Below are 17,010 nucleotides of genomic sequence, written 5' to 3' on the forward strand. Positions count from 1 at the left end.
CACCGAGACGTCGCACGGCACCGTGACGCCGCAACAGACCGTGACGCCTCGAAGGAGTGGTGCGATGCTCTCCACCCGCGACCTGGTCGCAGGCTACGACGAGCGGACCGTGCTCGACGGGCTCAACCTGGACCTGCCCACCGACGCCTTCACCGTCATCGTCGGGCCCAACGCGTGCGGCAAGTCCACCCTGCTGCGCACAATGGCCCGGCTGCTCACCCCGCGGCGCGGCGCGGTGCTTCTGGACGGCACGGCGATCCGCGACCTACCGACCCGGGAGGTCGCCCGCCGGCTCGGTGTGCTGCCGCAGAGCCCACTCGTGCCCGAGGGCGTCACGGTTGCCGACCTGGTCGGGCGGGGCCGGCAGCCGTACCAGCGGTGGTGGCGGCAGTGGTCGTCGGAGGACGGCGCGGCGGTCGACGAGGCGATGGCCCTGGCCGACGTGGCGGACCTCGCGGACCGCCCGGTGGACAGCCTCTCCGGCGGCCAGCGGCAGCGGGTCTGGATCGCCATGACACTCGCCCAGGACACCGACGCCCTCCTGCTGGACGAACCCACCACCTTCCTCGACCTGGCACACCAGGTCGAGGTGCTGGACCTGCTGCACCGGCTGCGCGTCGAGCGCGGACGCACAGTGGTCGCCGTGCTGCACGACCTCAACCAGGCCGCCCGCTACGCCGACCACCTGGTCGCGATGCGCGATGGCGCGGTGGTGGCCGTCGGACCGCCCCGGGAGATCCTCACGGCCGACCTGGTCCGTGACGTCTTCGGTCTGGCCTGCGTGGTCGTACCCTGCCCGGTCACCGGCGCGCCCCTGGTGGTGCCCGCACACACCGGCGGCACCGCCCCGGCCGCCGCTCCACCCGCGCGGTCCGCTGCCGCTGCCGCTCCGTCCGCCGCGTCGGCCGTTGCTGGCGACCCCGATCTGTCGGATGCGTCCACGACGGACGCCCGACCCGCTGGCGACGCGGTCAAGCCGCTCGCCATCTCGTACCCCTCGAAAGGACTCTGATGCGTCGTCGTCTCGTCGCCGCTCTCGCCGCGGCCGCTGCCCTGAGCGTCGGACTCACCGCCTGCGGTGAGAGCGACCCGGTCGCCAACTCCACCACCGCGGAGACCCGGGAGATCACCCACGCCATGGGCACCACAAAGGTGCCGGCGGACCCCAAGCGCGTCGTGGTGCTCGACACCGACAAGATCGACACGGCGCTGTCGCTGGGCATCACACCGATCGGCGCCGCCACCGCCGGTGAGGCCAAGAGTTGGCCGACCTACTTCGGCGAGGACAAGCTCACCGGCATCAAGGAGGTCGGGGTCCTCACCGAGCCCGACCTGGAGGCGATCAACGCGCTGAAGCCGGACCTCATCCTGGGCAGCAAGTTCCGCCAGGAGAAGTTCTACGACGAGCTGGCCGCCATCGCGCCCACCGTCTTCACCGAGAAGGTGGGCATCACCTGGAAGGAGAACTTCCTCCTCGACGGCAAGACGCTCGGCCGTGAGCAGCAGGCCAAGGACCTCCTCGCCACGTACGAGAAGCGGGCCAAGGACTTCGGCGCGACCCTCGGCGACCCCGCCGCCCGCAAGGTGTCCATCGTGCGGTTCATCCCGGGCAACATCCGGGTGTACGGCCCCGACTCCTTCTCCGGCATCGTCATCGGCGACACCGGCCTCGGCCGCCCCGAGCGGCAGATGCTCGCCAACAAGGAGGACAAGCGCTTCGACCTGGTCAGCCCCGAGCGGATCAACGAGGTCGACGGTGACGTCATCTTCGTGACCGCGTACGGCGAGAAGGCCGCGGCCGAGCAGGCCAAGGTCGGCGGCGGCACTCTGTGGAAGGGCCTCGGCGCCGTCAAGGCCGGCAAGGCGTACCCGGTCTCCGACGAGATCTGGATGACCGGCATCGGTGTCGGCGCCGCGAACAAGATCCTCGACGACCTGGCCAAGTACCTCCCCGCCGCCTGACACAACCCCGAGGCGAAACCCTGCCAAACAGCTAATTTGGGTCGTAACCATCCCCGCCCATGCCGAGTTGTGCCAGCGACGCGAATTCGGCATGGGGCGGGGAGCGAATGACACGAACGGCTGTGCGGCAGGAGGCCAGTCCTCGGGCGGGATACCGGGGTGACGTGGAAGGGCTACGCGCCCTTGCCGTGATTCTGGTCCTGGCGGGACATGCCGGCCAGCAACTGGTGCCAGGCGGTTTCGTCGGCGTCGACGTCTTCTTCGTCATCTCCGGATTCCTGATCACCGGGCTGCTTGTGGCCGAGGTGAACCGGACGGGGCGCCTCTCGCTTATCGACTTCTACGCCCGGCGCGCCAGGCGGCTCCTGCCAGCCGCGGTGGTGGTTCTCGTCGGGAGCCTGCTGCTCACGTTCGCCTTCCTGCCCCGCACCCGCTGGTCGGCCACCGGTTGGGACGCGGTGTTCAGCGGGTTGTACGCCATGAACTGGCGGCTCGCCGAACAGTCCGTCGACTATCTGGCGGCCAATCGGGCGCCCAGCATCCTCCAACACTTCTGGTCCCTCGGGGTGGAGGAGCAGTTCTACCTGGTGTGGCCACTACTGCTGGCCGCAGCCGTGTGGCTCGGGCGGCGGCGGAACGCCCGCACCGGATACCTGCTCGCCGCCCTCACGCTGGTCGCGGTGCCGTCCTTCGCCTGGTCCGTCTGGCTGACCGACGACAATCCCGCCCGCGCGTACTTCGTGACCACGACCCGGATGTGGGAGTTGGCTCTCGGCGGCTTCCTGGCCCTGCTCGCCGGGCATCTGCAGCGTCTGCCCCGGCTGACAGCGGCCCTGCTCGCCTGGTGCGGCCTAGCCGCCATCGTGGCGTCCGCCGTTCTCCTGACGCACGATTCCGCGTTCCCCGGATACCTGGCCCTGGCCCCCACCCTGGGCACGGCAGCGGTCATCGCCGGGGGTCTGGCCGCAGGCGGTATCGGACCTGCCATGCTGCTGGCGCTGCGGCCGGTACGCGCTGTGGGAGCGATTTCCTACTCCCTCTACCTCTGGCACTGGCCACTCCTCATCGTTGCCGAGGCCCGGTTCGGTGAACTCACCACCGTCGCCGGCCTCGCCGTTGCCGCGATCTCAGTGGTGCCGGCGGCGCTCACCTACCGATTCATCGAGAACCCGATCCGGATGTCGCCGACGCTCGCGTGGGAACCCGCGCGGTCACTGCGACTCGGGGCGCTCTGCACCGGAGTTTCCCTCCTGGCCGGGCTGGCGTTCCAGCTCACGGTGCCAGTGGCGAGTTCGCCGGTGCCACCCGCTCTGGCGGTGCCGACGGCGGGCGGTACCGCCGTCCCGGTGGCCGTGTCACCTAACGTTCTGGGCGCCGCAGCCCTGGGTAACTCTCCGGCCAACAGCGCTGCCGGGCTTCCGGTCGACCGCGTCGGACCGTTCGTGCCGGATCCGCTGGTGGCCAGCAAGGACGGCCCCGACGCGTGGCGGGACGGCTGCCACACGGACCAGCGCAGTAGTGCGGTCAGGGCCTGCCAGTACGGGGACCCGAACGCGTCATTCACAGTGGCTCTCGCCGGGGACTCCCACGCCGCCCAGTGGCTTCCGGCGCTGCAGCGGGTAGCCGAGTCGAAAAAGTGGCGCCTCAAGAGCTACACGAAGTCTTCCTGCCCGTTCATCGACGGCGAAGTCGCCTTGGACAACCGGCCGTACCCCAGTTGCACCGAGTGGAACGAGAAGCTTCGCGGTCAATTGAGCGGGGCTGAGCGGCCTGATGTGCTGGTGGTGAGCACGTCCTTGTACGTGATGATCCAGAACGGCGAGAGGGTCACCAGTCAAGCGCAGACCGCGTTCGCGAACGCACTCAGGCGGACGTGGGCCGAAATGACGGCGGCCGGGATTCCCGTGGTAGTGATGCGCGACACCCCTTACCACGACATGGACATCGCGGAGTGCGTGTCCGCCAACGCGCAGAAGCTGACCCGCTGCGCATCGCCCCGCGACAAGGTGCTCGCGGCCGGCGGAGGCCCGGCCCACGAAGCCGCCGCCCGCAACAACAACAAGGTGTACCTGGTGGACCTGAACCCGGCGATCTGCCCGCGTGAGCGGTGCTCGCCGGTCATTGGCGGCGTGCTCGTCTACCGCGACAACAACCACCTCACCGCCACGTACGCCGCCACCCTCGCGCCACGGTTGGCCACGGCGCTTGACCGCGTGCTCAGCTGAGGGCTGGCTGCCTCGGCCGTCAGGCCGCCGCCCGAGCGCCGAACCGCCAGCGGCGGCAGGATGCTCGGGCGGCGGCGTGTTGTCTCAGGCGGCGGTGGACCAGATGGCGCGGAAGGCGGCGGCTTCGCCGGCCAGCCAGCGTTCGATCTGCTCGGGCTTGGCGTCGGTGGGCATGCGGTGGGCCTGACCACGCCGGACGTCGACAAGGACGGGCTCGGCGTGCGGGAGAACGGCGTCCATGTGTCGGGCCATCAGGTGCAGGGTCGCGAGCACTGATTCCTCGCTCGGTGGTGCCTCGTCGAAGTGCAGGCGGACCGCTTCGGCGCGGCCGTCGTTGTGGCGTACGCCGAAATGGGGATTGATCTTGACGGGGAGGTCACCCAGCATGGCCAGGGCGTCGCGGGTCTGTGCGAGGTCGATGGCGGCCGGGTCGCCGAGCGAGTGCAGCCAGGCGGTGGCACCGGGCACCAGGGCCTGGTAGAGCGGACGCCAGCGTGGCTTGACCACGTCGACCACCCCCGTCAGGTGGGTGCCGCCGGTGTGGAAGGCGATGTCGGCCTTGAGCGCCTTGACGAACTGGCCGTGCGGGTTGAAGCCGGAGCGGCTGGCGCGCTGCTTGCGCAACCCGCCCACGAAGGTGGCCTTGGTGGGGCCGGTGCGGTCGACGTAGCGGGTGAAGCCGAGCAGGGTGGCGTAGGGCGTGAGGGGCGTGGAGGCGGGCGCGGTCACGGGCGTCCTCCCAGGTCAGGGGCCTTGATTAGTACATACATTCTAATCGACGCCACTGACATTGCCCAATGAATCTGACGCTCTGAGTGTCCGGTCCACTTGAAGCTGGCACCGTCCACGGTTGTTGGCACCAGTGGTGGCGCCGTCCGGATTGTGTTGGCACTGGTCTCCGGTCTCCGACATCTGGCGTCTGTCTCGCTGTAGCTGGTGACGGCCAGGGCGGTGTCAAACCTCGAAGGTGGGTGCTCGGTTCACCGAAGTTGGCTTGGAAACTGGTAGCGTGCGCGGCTTCCGAGACCTACGCGTCCGCACCAGTTCACGAGGAGGAGCCGAACGATGACGGATACCGGAACGCGGTTGGAAGGCGGCGGCACTTCTGGGTCACGGAGCAGGCGAGCGGACGACTGGTTGGCAGACATCCGGATCTCCTACGACACGGTCGCCGACAGTTACTCCGACTACACACGGGTGGCTTTGGCTGGGGAGCCCTATCTGCTCGCGGCGTTGGCGTTGTTCGCCGATCTGGTCCACACCGCCGGCGGTGGCCCGGTGGCGGACGTGGGCTGCGGACCAGGCCATGTCACTGCCCACCTGCATAAGCTGGGCGTCGATGCCTTCGGCGTCGATTTGTCACCCGCGATGATCGACATCGCTCGGCGGGAGCACCCCGACCTGCGGTTCGAGGTGGGTTCGATGACGGACCTACAACTCGCTGACGCCTCGATCACTGCCCTGCTCGCCTTCTGGTCGTTGATCCACATCCCCGACGACGAGATCCCGGCGGTTCTTAGCCACTTTCGGCGGGTGCTGCGTCCCGATGGACCTCTGTTGCTCGGCTTTCACGTCGGAGATGAGTCACGGCTGAAGACGGAAGGCTACGGCGGTCATCCGATGAAGGTCTACGTGCACCGCCGTCAGCCGGACCGGATGGCGACCTGGCTGCGCGATGCCGGATTCACGGTCAAGGCCCAGATGCTGCTCGGCCTCGACGAGAGCCTTCCAGGAGCGGTCCTCTTTGCACACCGCCGGCAAGAAGGTGCCAACTAAACCTGGACGGAAACGCTTCCGCCGTCCGCACCTAGTTGGCACCGCAACTGCTCACGCGCGACGATTAGTGCCACCTTCACGTGGACCGGACACTGAGGTTGTCCGTTCACGCACGTCGCGTCCGGGTCCGGGGCCCCCGGGGGGAGCCGGGGCGCCCGGACCCGGTCCCGCCACAGGGGGCGGGCCGTCGTGCTGATCAGTGGTCAGCGCTCGGCGCCGACGAACCGCTGACCGCCGCCCCGCGTCTGCACCAGCTCGGGGTACGCCCGGCTCGGATCGGCGTAGGTGTTGCCGGCGCGGTCCCTGCCGCGGGCTAGGAAGATCTGGTGCTTGTGGCCCACCCCGTCGTGGTTGAAACGGACGCTCGTGCTGATGTACCGCATGGTGAAACCGCACCGTCGCATCGCGCTGCGGTTCACCTCGCTGCTGTGCACGAGGCCGCCCGAGTGGATGCTGAACTGGTTGGGTTGCAGCTGCACCGGGACCGCCTGGCTGGCGTCGATGCGACTCTGGTCCAACTCCTCGTCGAAGACACTGGTGTCGTCGGTCACCCGCCGGTAGCTGCCCTCACCGCTGACGTGGCTGCCAGGGATGACCTTCATGCATCCGTTCTCCAGTGTGGACGGGTCGATCGCCAGCCAGATCGTCATCGCCTGGCCCGCGGGCTCGATCATCTCCCGCCAGAAGTAGCCGTCGGTGTGCCACGGGACGCTCTTGCCGTCGCCCGCCGGCTTGCAGAAGAAGTGCGACGTGAACAGGGCGATGTCCGGCCCCAGCACGCTCTCGACGACGTCGAGGACGTCCGGGTCGAGCAGCCACCGGAACAGTTCCGGGTCGGTGAAGTGTGGAACGTCCATGTCCTCCGGCCGCTCGCCCTCGGGCAGCGCCGCGAGCTTGCGCTCGAAGTGGTCCTTCAGCGCGAGAAAGGCGTCCGGCTTGAGAAGTCCGTCGCCGATGACGTATCCGTCGGTGCGGAACGCCGCCACCTGTTCCGGGTCGAGTCCTCGCTTGCTGGTGCTCATCGCGTCACCATCCTCTCTGGCGCCAGCATCGACGCCGTCGTCGTCACCTCCCGGTCGGGGAGGAAGTCGTCCCGCACCCGCTGGTGCGCCCGTACACCGATCTCCTGGCGGTCCACCGCGCCGCTCAGGGTGGTCGTGATGATGCGGCCCAGACCGCGCAGGTCCGCCGGGTCGGTCAGCAGGTAACCGTCGACCCCGTCGGTGATCTGGGCCCGGATGCCGCCGACAGCGCTGCCCACCACCACCCGCGACTTCCACATCGCCTCCGCCACGGTGAGCCCGAACCCCTCGGCGAGGCTCTTCTGCACCACCACGTCGGAGGCCCGCTGGATCGCGTTGACCAGCAGCGCGTTCTCCGTCTGATCCGCCATGGGCAGGCTGACCAGGCTCACCCGCCGGCGCTGCGGCGAGGGCAGCTTCCGCCACCGGTCCAGGCAGTCCGCGTACCAGAAGCCCTGCTCGACGTCGTCGGCGATGGCGTCCGGGTCCGGGCCGACCAGGGCGAGGTGACCGACCGGTACGTGGTCGGTGACGGCGGTGAGGACACCGGCCATGTCCTTGAGCCGGTCCCACCGTGATACCTGGGTGATCAGCGGCTCGCCGAGCTGACGACCGCCACCGGAGATCACGGTCGGCGTCGAGTGGAGTCGGACGGTCCCCGCCGCCGTCTGCACCGACAGCGGCGATCTCGCCGGTTCGCCGTTCGGATCCAGGCCGCACTGCGCCAGACAGGCGCGGACGGTGTCGGCCGGAAGGTCGACGTTCTTGGCGTCGAACGGCGAGATGAACGGTGGCTGGATCCGTACGGGCCTGTGGCGCAGCCGGGTCGGAACGTGGTCGGCCACCGAGAAGATCAACGAGTCGGCGGCGTCCAGCAGTTCGGCGAGGAACTCCCACCCGCGTTCCGAGGCGTCGGTGGGCTCGTCGACACCGACGTGGCAGCGCCAGTGCACCGACGCGACCCGGTCCGCCAGCAACGGGGCCATGCCCGCGGTCTGGTGGTCGTGGAGGATGACCACGTCGCGGCGGTCGACGTTTTCGACGAGCCGGTCGGCGGCCGGGGCGAGGGCGTGCAGGTACGCCTCGCGCTCAGCAGGGCCGAGCGGCCCCCCGTCGCCGTCGCTGCCGTAGAGCGCCACGCCGAGCCGCTTGGTGATCCGGAAGAACGCGTCGTCGCCGCTCACCACCGCCCACCGGGACCGGACGCCCAACTCGTCGTGGAGGGGCAGCAGGGTGCGCAGCATCTCGGCCACCCCACCGCCGGTCGGGGTGGAGTTGACGTGCCAGAGGGTGCCGCCCCGCAGCCTGTCCTGGATCTCCGCGGCGGCCTTCCGGAGCCGGTCGGACCGCTGCGGGCCGATGAGCCGTTCGAGAGAGGTGAGCACGGGTCGCGACCGGACCGGGTTGATCGTCAGCATCGGACCATCCCCGTTCTGTTATCCGGACACCTGGACGCGGTCGGCCGCTTCCTGACCGACACGCTGCTTGAGGAGGCCGACCAGGATGTGGTTGACCGAGAGCATCGCGTCCTCGAAGTGGAAGTTGTTGTCGTTGCTGCCGGTCTGCCCGGGAAACCGGGAGGTGCCCGGCACGACGAGGCACACGTCGGCGAGCGTCCGGCAGCGACCGCCGTCGCCCTTGGTCATCGCGAAGGTGCGCGCCCCGGCCTTCGCCGCGGCCTCCAGCGCGCGTACGACGTTGGGGGAGTTGCCGCTTCCGCTGTACGCCATGACCAGGTCGCGTTCGGTGGCGAACGGTTCGAGCGACGCGGCGAACATGTTGTCCGGACCGAGGTCGTTCACCAGCCCGCTCAGCTCCGCTGACGAACCGCACAGGTTGACGAAGGTGAGTCGCCGCACCGCCGACGACACCGGGCGGCTCTTGTCCTCGGAGACGAACGGGTGGTGCTTGAAGTCGCAGTAGGCGTGGTCGAGGGTGCCGGCGTTGCCGCCGTTGCCCATCGCGTAGACGGTGCCGCCCTCGTCGTACGTGCGGAACAGCATCTCCGCTGCCGCCGCGACAGCGTCGACCGGGAACTGGTCGATGATGGCCCGCTTCTCCGCCAGGTACAGCCGGATGTCGTCGTCGATGCTCATACCCGCGCTCCCGCGTGCTCGACCTCGATGCGACCGTTGCCACGGTTGGTGTCGTCGGCCCACCTGATGACGTCGTCCAGCTCCGGGGTGGAGACCTCGACGGAGGTGTAGTCCGATTCGGCGATCACCCGGTGCAGGACGTTCGCCGCCGACGACCAGCCGGACCTGCGGGAGTGCACGGCGCGGGGGAGGACGTCGGTGTCGATGACGGCGTCGGTGTCGTGGGGGGCCGGAGTGCCGTTGAGGACTGTCGCCTGGCCGTCGACGACGTAGTTGGTCTCCACCTTCTGCTGGTGCGACTGCAACGACGACTGGTGGCCGGCCGTCATGTGGATCTGCTTGAGGGCGTACGGGACGCCGTCGAGGTTGTTGGTGTACCAGACCTCGTGCCCCCACGGCTTGTCGACGCGGTAGAGGTCAACGTCGCGGCAGCGGGCGGCCTCGGCAGCGCCGGAGGGCGCGATGTCCCAGGACTCGTGAACCGGCCCGGTCTGCGATCCGGCTTCCACGACCACTGCCGGCTCGACGCCGACCTGGGCGAAACGGTAGGTCGCGCCCGGCTCGGCGTGCCAGCCCCGCAGGTAGCCGTACTCACGGTGCCCGCTGCCGTCGGCGTGCCGCGACTCGAGGCGGACCCGGCCGCCGATGACGATGAAGCTGCGGTGGTCCCCGGGGTGGTGCCGGTACGGCGAAACGGCCCCGGGCGCGAGTTCGTGCTCGACGAAGAGGTAGGGGGCGTGGTCGAGGTCGTGGGCGAGGTTCTTCGGCTGGTCGGCTCTCGTCATTGCTTGCTGCCTCCGATCTCGGGGGTGTTGGCGCCGGTCACGGCCCGGATCCGGCTGGCCACACCCGGCGCGTCCAGTTCGTAGCGTTCGTAGAGTTCCTCAGGGGACCCGGCCTGCCCGTAGTCGTCGACTCCCCAGGCGTGGAACCTGATGTGCCTGTCGAGACCCAGCACGATGCGGCCGATCTCGTCGATCAGGCCACCACGGATGAAGTGGTCCTCGAAGACCAGGACGTGCCGGTACTGCCGGAGCAGGTCGCCGGTGGCCGGCACGTCCAGGGGCAGGGACGAGGCGTTCACGACTGTGGGTCGCAGCCCGGTCGGGGCGAGCAGTTCGACAGCGTCGAGCACCACGGGCACCATCGCGCCCATGGTCACGACGGCGACCTCGGTGCCGTGGCTGACGACGTCGGGATGCCCGGGACGGAACTGGTAGTCCTGGTCGTGCACCTCGCGCTGCGGTTGCCGGCACAACCGCAGGTAGATGGGACGATCGTGGGTCACGGCGTACGCCAGCATGGCGCGGGTCTCCACCCCGTCGGCGGGCTGGAGCACCTCCACGTTGGGCAGGCTGCGCATCAGGGCCAGGTCGCGCAGACCCATCTGGGTGGGGCCGTCCTTGCCGATGGCGAGCCCGGCGTGCGTGCCGACGAGCACGACGCCCGCGTTGTTGAGCCCCACCGACTGGAAGATCTCCAGGAACTTGCCGGTCAGGAAGTGGCCGAAGCTGGCGATGAACGGCCGGTACCCCTCCTGCGCCAGCCCGGCAGCGACGCCGATGGCGTTGGCCTCGGCGATGCCGATCTCGAAGAACCGTTCGGGAAAGGTCTGCTTGAACCTGGTCGTCTTGGTCGCCGAGGCGAGGTCGCAGTTGACGACCAGGACGTTCTCGTGGTCGGCGGCGACGTCCACCAGGGCGTCCCCGAACCAGTCGCGTGTCGCCTTCACACGCTCACCTGCCCCAGGTAGCTGATGGCGTCCTCGTACACCTCAGGTGTCAGGGCGCCGCTGTGCGAGCCGTTCAGCAGGATCTGCCCCGGGCCCAGATAGCCCTTACGGGTGTGCGCGATGATCACGGAGGGCTGCATCCAGTTCTCCCGCGCGTTGGCGACGGCGTCCCGGATCGCCAGGTGGGAGTGGCCGTTGACCTCCTGGACGTGCCAGTGGAACGACCGCAGCTTCTCCGGTAGCGGATGCAGAGGCATGATCTCTTCGAGCGTTCCGTCGTTCTGACTGCGGTTGTAGTCGACGATCAGCACCACGTTGGCCAGGCCCCGGGCCCCGGCGTACATGAGGGCCTCCCACATCTGCCCTTCCTGAAGCTCGCCGTCGCCGACGAGGCAGTAGACGAAGGAGTCCGCCCCCCGCAGGCGTCGCGCCTGGGCGCGTCCCAGGGCGACCGACAGCCCCTGGCCGAGAGCCCCGGTGCTCACCGCCACGAGGTCGAGCCGGGTGCGGTCGGGGTGCCCCTGGAGCCGGCTGTCGATCCGGCGCAGGGTGCCGATTTCCGCCGGGTCGAGTTCGCCCGCGACCATCAGGGCGGCGTACCAGGTCGGTGCGGCGTGCCCCTTGGACAGGACGAAGACGTCCTTTCCGGAGGCGTCCATCTGGTCGAACTTGAGCACACTGACCAGGTCGACGCAGGAGAGCGACGAACCGACGTGGCCGGATCCGGCGAGATGGATCATCTTGAGCAGATGTGCGCGCACATCGTTTGACAACTGGGCGATCCGGGAGAGCCGGTACGGTAACTCGAATCCGTCGTCCACCAGATTGGGGTGACGATCCGGTGGTAACGCGTCGAGGTACGTGATGCTTGCGGTCAACGAAATCCCTCCTTTGTGGTGCGCCAGGTCTTCGAGGCTTTCGAGGAATGCATTCCGGGCAGGGTGAAGCCTGCGATTCTGTCACCATTTAGTGGGCAGAATGCGCGCCGGATCAGCCGTGCCAATTGCGCACGGCTCGTCGATAAACAGATCTTCAGTGCGATTGTGGAGGCGGTCCACCTGCCGCCAGAACGCCTACCGCGAGCGCGTCAACGCCCGGTAGCGCTACAGTCCATGGAATCCCCCGGTAATAGATATTGGCAGATCTCTTCCTGTACCCGAGATTTCCACACAGCGCCAGAGGCGTCAAGTCTCCAGCCGTAATGACCATTGATGGAGCAGCTGTTTATTTCCTAAACCGTGATCTGGGTCACATCAATTCAATGCAATTCCCACGACCTATCGAGGGTGTCTTTCGGGCGACACGACTGTGTCATTCAGTCGAAACATGACGTGTTGACCATGGCCGCATTCTTGCAATTGATCACGCCCGTCACGAAGTGGGCAGGACGACCCGAGAGTCAGCCCAGGGCCACCACGGCGTGCGGCTCGTAGCACCGCTCAAGCTGGGCGACCTCGTCCGACGAGAGCACGACATCGAGCGCGCCCAGCGCCTCGTCGAGCTGCCCCACGTTCGTCACGCCGAGGATCGGTGCGCTCACCACGGGCTGACGCAGCAACCACGCGAGCGCCACCTGCGCCCGGGGCGCCCCTCGCCTTTCGGCGACCTCGGCGAGCTGTGCCGCAACCGCCCTGTCCGACTTCTCGGTCCGGGCGTACAGGCTGTGCCCGAAGGCGTCGTCGGCGGTGCGGGGGGTGCTCGCCGTCCAGTCGCGGGCCAGCTTGCCCCGGGCCAGCGGACTCCACGGCAGGGTGCCGATCCCTCGGTCCCGGCAGAGCGGAAGCATCTCCCGCTCCTCCTCGCGGTAGATCAGGTTGTGGTAGTTCTGCATGCTCACGAACCTGGTCCAGCCGTGCCGCTCGGCGACCTGCAACGCCGTGGCGAACTGCCACGCGTACATCGAGGAAGCGCCCAGATAGCGGACCTTGCCGGCGCGGACGACGTCGTGCAGGGTCTCCAACGTCTCCTCGATCGGGGTCTCCGGATCCCAGCGGTGGATCTGATACAGGTCCACATAGTCCGTCCGGAGCCGGCGCAGGCTGTTGTCCAACTCGGCGAGGATCGCCTTGCGGGACAATCCGCGCTGGTTGGGCCCCGGCCCCATCGGGCCGAAGACCTTGGTGGCGATGACGACGTCGTCGCGACGCGCGTACTCGCCAAGGGCGCGGCCGAGGATCTCCTCGCTGGAGCCATCGGAATAGACGTTCGCCGTGTCGAAGAAGGTGATGCCCGCGTCCAGTGCCCGGCGGATCACCTCTCGGCTCTCCTGCTCGGGCAGTGTCCACGAGTCGGCTCCCCGGTGCGGCTCGCCGAAGCTCATCCCGCCCAGGCAGAGCCGGGAGACGGAAAGCCCAGTGGAGCCGAGCCGCGTGTACCGCATCACCGAACCTCCTGTCGCCGTGCCCGTTGACGATTGCGTATCGGCGGCCTGGTCACCGGACCGCCCGGGGCAGCGCGCCCAGCACCAGTGCGGCACCGACCGCCATGATCGCGAAGACCATCCCCATGCCGAACGCGTCGGTCAGCGGCCCCACCACGATCGGCGCCGAGATCGCACCGACGCGGGACAGCGCCGACACCATGGACGCGGTGCGGGCAGGAGCAATGCCGTGCCGCACGCTGAGGTAGTCCGCCGCGCCGAACAGCAGGGGGAAGGCCGGCCCGGCTCCGAATCCGGCCACCGCCACCGCGGCCAGCGCCCACCACGCCGGCGCGCCCGCGAGCGTCGACAGCAGACCGGCGCCGACCGCCGCCATCATCGTGGCGCCGCTGACAGTGGCGACCCTCGCCTGACCGATGCGGGCCACCGCCGCGTCCAGGAGCAGGCGGGAGGCGAGCAGGCCAGCGCCGAAGAGGACCGGCGCCGCCGCCGCCACCTGCGGTGTCGCGTCGAAGCCGCGGCTGAGCAGGAGCCCGGTCCACTCCTGCCCAGGGCTCTCCACGTAACTCGCGGCCACCGCCGCCAGACCCAACACCGGCAGTACGTACCGCAGGCGACCTCTCGACCGTCGCGGCTGCGCCGGTTTGCCGGTCGATGCCGGTGCGGGTGGGCCGCCGGCCACCACGCCTCTGCGGCTGATGGCGATCGCCACCTGGACGACAAGCGCGATCGCGGCGGCGATGCCGACGTGCAGGGCGACCGGCACCCGGAGCCCGGCGGCGATCGTGCCCAGCACACCCGCTCCGGCCAGGGACAGTGACCAGGTGGCGTGCATCCGGCCCATCAGTGTCGTGGCGCGGTGCTGCTGCACCCGGACCGCGAAAGCGTTCATCACCACGTCGTGCGCGCCGTCGAGAACACCCAGCAGGAGCAGGGCCCCGCCGAGCAGGATCAGTTGGGGCGCCCACGCCACACCCACAGCCAGCAGCGCGTAGCCCGCGCCGGCGAGCAGGGTGGCCGATCGTTCACCGACCGCGCGGGCGAGCAGGGGAGCGACAAGCGACCCGAGCAGTCCACCGATCGCCGCCGCGAAGAGCACCACACCGAACTGGGTCTCGCTGGCGGACACCCGGTCGGCGATCTCGGGATAGCGGGTGAGCAGGCTGCCGTAGAGTGCGCCGTTGACCGCGAACGCGGACGCGGGAACGAGCCAGTCGCTGCTCGTACGGCCGCGCACACCGTCCGCCACATCGACGCCCATGGGGCTAACTTATACGTATCAGAGAGCCGGCACAACGCAGTGGAGTCTCCGAGATGAGCAACGTTCCACCCCCGCGGATGCGAGACGTCGCGAAGGCGGTAGGCGTCAGTCAGGCCACTGTGAGCAATGCGTTCAACAGGCCCGACCAGCTCAGTCGCGAGCTGCGCGACCGGATCCTCGACGCCGCACAGGCCCTCGGCTACCCGGGTCCCGACCCGCTGTCGAACACGTTTCGCAGTGGGCGGACCGGTGCCGTCGGGCTGATCATCCACGAGCCCCTGCAGTACCTCTTCGAGGACCCGGCGGCGCGACTGACCACGGCCGGAGTGGCCCGCATCTGCGGCGAGCACGGCTCCTCGCTGGTGCTGGTTCCCCGCGCCGAGCCGGGCCTTCCGGACATCGTTCCCAATGCTCTGGTGGACGGCTTCGTCGCCTTCTGTGACCCGCTGGAGCCCGAGCGGCGCGAGCTGCTGCGCGCCCGCCGCCTGCCGGTCGTCGGGCTCGACGCCCCGGTGGCGCCGGGGGAGCCGTACGTCGGCATCGACGACCGGGCCGCCGCCCGATCCGCGGCGGCCCACCTGGTCGACCTGGGCCACCGCCGCGTCGGCGTGATCAGCTTCGCCCTGGCCCGGCGTTCGGAGACGACTCTGGTGCCCGCCGGTCTCGACGCCCCCACCGGGTACGTCGCCAACCGCGCCCGCCTCGACGGCTACCGGGACACCCTCGCGCCCGTACTCGCCGATGGTGGCCGTGTCGTCGTCGTGGCGGCCCGAGGGGTCGAGGAGGCCGACGGTGCCGCCGCGGCAGCACCTCTGCTGGATCTCGCCGAGCCGCCCACGGCGATCCTGGCGATGAGCGACAGGCTGGCGCTCGGCGTCGTCGCCGAGGCGACCCGCCGTGGCATCGGGGTTCCCGATCGGCTCTCCGTCGTCGGGTTCGACGACGTACCGGAAGCGGCGGCCGCCACGCCGGCCCTGACGACAGTGCGGCAGCCGCACGCCCGCAAGGGCGCCGAGGCCGTCCGCATGCTGCTGCGGCCGGCCCTCACCCGTACGACGCTGATCCTGCCCACCGAGGTCGTCGTGCGCGCGTCGACGGCGCCGCCCCGCGGGTGAGGCCGGCCGGCAGTCGGGGAGGCGCGGTGGTCAGGTCGTTCGGGGCAGGTTAGCCAGGGCTGCGGTCAGGCGGTCGATGCCGAACTCGAACGCCTCGTCGAGATCGCCGCCGAGGTTGAAGGCGCCGGCGAGTTCCATGCTGACGAAGCCGTTGGCCCAGGCGGTGAGCATGCGGGCGCCCGCCAGCGCGTGCTCGGGTCCGGCGAGGTCGGCGGCGACGCGGAGCGCTGGTGCGCTGGCCAGGGTCAGGCTTTCGAGGCTGGGGCGGGTCTCGGCGGGGCCGTTGCTGAACATCAGGTGGTAGCCGGCCGGTTGGGCGTGGGCGAACGCGCGGAAAGCGCGGGCCAGCTCGGCGAGGTCCCGGCCCGGGTCGCCGCTGCCGGCGACGGCGCTGAGCCGCTCACCGAAGTCGCGGACGATGGCCTCGGCGACGAGCCGGATCAGGTCGTCGCGGTTGCGGACCCGCTTGTACAGCGAGGGGGCGCGTACGCCGACCCGCTCGGCGACCGCCTGCATGGTCAGGCGTGGGAGCCCTTCGGCCTCCAGGATCTGGCGGGCGGCCGTGACGATGTCGGCGAGGGACGTCCGGTCGGGGGTGGGCATGTGGTGGTCCTTCCAGGTGGGCGACGACCGTCACCCATGATAGCTATGGCGCTTAGGCATGATGGCTATGTATCGTAGCCATCAGAGCGGGACGCCACACCTGGAGGAAGCCATGAAGCTCGGACCACACCTGCACCGCATCGGCAACGACATCGTCGCCGCCTACCTGATCGACACCGAGGAGGGCGTGACAGTCGTGGACGCCGGCCTCGCCGGCCACTGGTCCGACCTCGTCGCGGAGCTGTCCGCCATGGGCCGCTCGCTCGCCGACGTCAAGGGTCTGATCCTCACCCACGGCGACACCGACCACATCGGTTTCGCCGAACGGCTCCGGCGCGACCACAGAGTACCGGTCTACGTGCACGAAGCGGACGCCGCCCGGGCCCGCGGCGAGGTCAAGTCCAAGGCGCCCTTCGGGACGTTCAAGGTCGGGGCGACGGCAGGTTTCATCTGGTACGCGGGCCGCAAGGGCGGGCTGCTCACGACCTACCTCACCGAGGTGATCGCCGTGCAGGACGGTCAGGTGCTCGACCTGCCCGGCGCTCCCCGCATCATCGGCATGCCCGGCCACTCGCCGGGCAGCGTCGCCGTGCACGTGCCGGTCGCCGACGCCGTGTTCGTCGGCGACGCGCTCACCACCCGACACGTGCTGACCGGCCAGCCGGGTCCGCAGCCGGCGCCGTTCACCGACGACCCGGCGCAGGCGCTCGCCTCGCTCGCCCGCATCGAGGACCTGCGGGCCACCTGGATCCTCCCTGGCCACGGCACCCCGTGGAACCAGGGCGCCGCCGAGGCCGTACGCCGGATCAAGGCCGCCGCCCAGACCCGGTGACGGTGG

General features: G+C 69.5%; 16 protein-coding genes. 6 read left to right on the forward strand and 10 right to left on the reverse strand.

Going from position 1 to position 17,010, the window contains the following annotated elements:
* Positions 1 to 64 precede the first annotated feature (64 nt).
* From ADK66_RS08590 to ADK66_RS08600, 3 genes are all read left to right on the forward strand, one after another.
* Positions 65 to 1,012 carry an ABC transporter ATP-binding protein gene (locus ADK66_RS08590; RefSeq protein WP_053653387.1) on the forward strand — a complete coding sequence of 316 codons (948 nt, stop codon included), beginning with the start codon at positions 65 to 67 and terminating at the stop codon, positions 1,010 to 1,012.
* The gene (locus tag ADK66_RS08595; RefSeq protein WP_053653388.1) at positions 1,012 to 1,962 is read left to right on the forward strand and encodes an ABC transporter substrate-binding protein; all 951 of its coding nucleotides are present in this window, start codon (positions 1,012 to 1,014) and stop codon (positions 1,960 to 1,962) included. The genes ADK66_RS08590 and ADK66_RS08595 overlap by 1 nt, the downstream gene beginning before the upstream one ends.
* 107 nt (positions 1,963 to 2,069) lie before the next feature.
* Positions 2,070 to 4,187, forward strand: coding sequence for an acyltransferase family protein (locus ADK66_RS08600; RefSeq protein WP_053653389.1), 2,118 nt, complete (start codon positions 2,070 to 2,072; stop codon positions 4,185 to 4,187).
* Between the two features lie 84 nt (positions 4,188 to 4,271).
* Here the strand turns inward: ADK66_RS08600 and ADK66_RS08605 are convergent, their stop codons facing one another.
* Positions 4,272 to 4,916 carry a hypothetical protein gene (locus ADK66_RS08605; protein WP_053653390.1) on the reverse strand — a complete coding sequence of 215 codons (645 nt, stop codon included), beginning with the start codon at positions 4,914 to 4,916 and terminating at the stop codon, positions 4,272 to 4,274.
* 336 nt (positions 4,917 to 5,252) lie between these two features.
* Here ADK66_RS08605 and ADK66_RS08610 point away from each other — a divergent pair, with 336 nt between their 5' ends.
* Positions 5,253 to 5,963, forward strand: coding sequence for a class I SAM-dependent methyltransferase (locus ADK66_RS08610; protein ID WP_053653391.1), 711 nt, complete (start codon positions 5,253 to 5,255; stop codon positions 5,961 to 5,963).
* Between the two features lie 203 nt (positions 5,964 to 6,166).
* Here the strand turns inward: ADK66_RS08610 and ADK66_RS08615 are convergent, their stop codons facing one another.
* The 8 genes from ADK66_RS08615 to ADK66_RS08650 form a co-directional block, all read right to left on the reverse strand.
* Positions 6,167 to 6,985 carry a phytanoyl-CoA dioxygenase family protein gene (locus ADK66_RS08615; RefSeq protein ID WP_053653392.1) on the reverse strand — a complete coding sequence of 273 codons (819 nt, stop codon included), beginning with the start codon at positions 6,983 to 6,985 and terminating at the stop codon, positions 6,167 to 6,169.
* Positions 6,982 to 8,403: a glycosyltransferase gene (locus ADK66_RS08620; protein ID WP_053653393.1), complete on the reverse strand. Its 1,422-nt coding sequence runs from the start codon at positions 8,401 to 8,403 to the stop codon at positions 6,982 to 6,984. The genes ADK66_RS08615 and ADK66_RS08620 overlap by 4 nt, the downstream gene beginning before the upstream one ends.
* 18 nt (positions 8,404 to 8,421) lie before the next feature.
* Entirely contained in the window at positions 8,422 to 9,081 is a 660-nt protein-coding gene (locus ADK66_RS08625) for an SIS domain-containing protein (protein ID WP_053653394.1), read from the reverse strand.
* Positions 9,078 to 9,866, reverse strand: coding sequence for a hypothetical protein (locus ADK66_RS08630; RefSeq protein ID WP_053653395.1), 789 nt, complete (start codon positions 9,864 to 9,866; stop codon positions 9,078 to 9,080). The genes ADK66_RS08625 and ADK66_RS08630 overlap by 4 nt, the downstream gene beginning before the upstream one ends.
* Entirely contained in the window at positions 9,863 to 10,813 is a 951-nt protein-coding gene (locus ADK66_RS08635) for a transketolase family protein (RefSeq protein ID WP_053653396.1), read from the reverse strand. Before ADK66_RS08635 ends, ADK66_RS08630 begins: the two co-directional genes overlap by 4 nt.
* Positions 10,810 to 11,691, reverse strand: a complete 882-nt coding sequence (locus ADK66_RS08640; protein WP_167945049.1) for a transketolase — start codon at positions 11,689 to 11,691, stop codon at positions 10,810 to 10,812. The genes ADK66_RS08635 and ADK66_RS08640 overlap by 4 nt, the downstream gene beginning before the upstream one ends.
* 521 nt (positions 11,692 to 12,212) lie before the next feature.
* Positions 12,213 to 13,193 (reverse strand): aldo/keto reductase, encoded by a 981-nt coding sequence (locus ADK66_RS08645; RefSeq protein ID WP_053653398.1) that lies wholly within the window; start codon positions 13,191 to 13,193, stop codon positions 12,213 to 12,215.
* A gap of 52 nt (positions 13,194 to 13,245) precedes the next feature.
* Positions 13,246 to 14,454 (reverse strand): MFS transporter, encoded by a 1,209-nt coding sequence (locus ADK66_RS08650; RefSeq protein ID WP_053653399.1) that lies wholly within the window; start codon positions 14,452 to 14,454, stop codon positions 13,246 to 13,248.
* Positions 14,455 to 14,507: 53 nt separating this feature from the next.
* Between ADK66_RS08650 and ADK66_RS08655 the strand changes: the two genes are divergently transcribed.
* The gene (locus ADK66_RS08655; RefSeq protein ID WP_231639970.1) at positions 14,508 to 15,569 is read left to right on the forward strand and encodes a LacI family DNA-binding transcriptional regulator; all 1,062 of its coding nucleotides are present in this window, start codon (positions 14,508 to 14,510) and stop codon (positions 15,567 to 15,569) included.
* A 30-nt stretch (positions 15,570 to 15,599) separates the two neighbouring features.
* Here the strand turns inward: ADK66_RS08655 and ADK66_RS08660 are convergent, their stop codons facing one another.
* Positions 15,600 to 16,172 (reverse strand): TetR/AcrR family transcriptional regulator, encoded by a 573-nt coding sequence (locus tag ADK66_RS08660; RefSeq protein ID WP_053653401.1) that lies wholly within the window; start codon positions 16,170 to 16,172, stop codon positions 15,600 to 15,602.
* A gap of 112 nt (positions 16,173 to 16,284) precedes the next feature.
* Here ADK66_RS08660 and ADK66_RS08665 point away from each other — a divergent pair, with 112 nt between their 5' ends.
* Positions 16,285 to 17,004: an MBL fold metallo-hydrolase gene (locus ADK66_RS08665; protein ID WP_053653402.1), complete on the forward strand. Its 720-nt coding sequence runs from the start codon at positions 16,285 to 16,287 to the stop codon at positions 17,002 to 17,004.
* The last annotated feature ends 6 nt before the right edge of the window (positions 17,005 to 17,010 follow it).

The organism is Micromonospora sp. NRRL B-16802, assembly GCF_001279555.1.
Lineage (GTDB): Bacteria > Actinomycetota > Actinomycetes > Mycobacteriales > Micromonosporaceae > Micromonospora > Micromonospora profundi.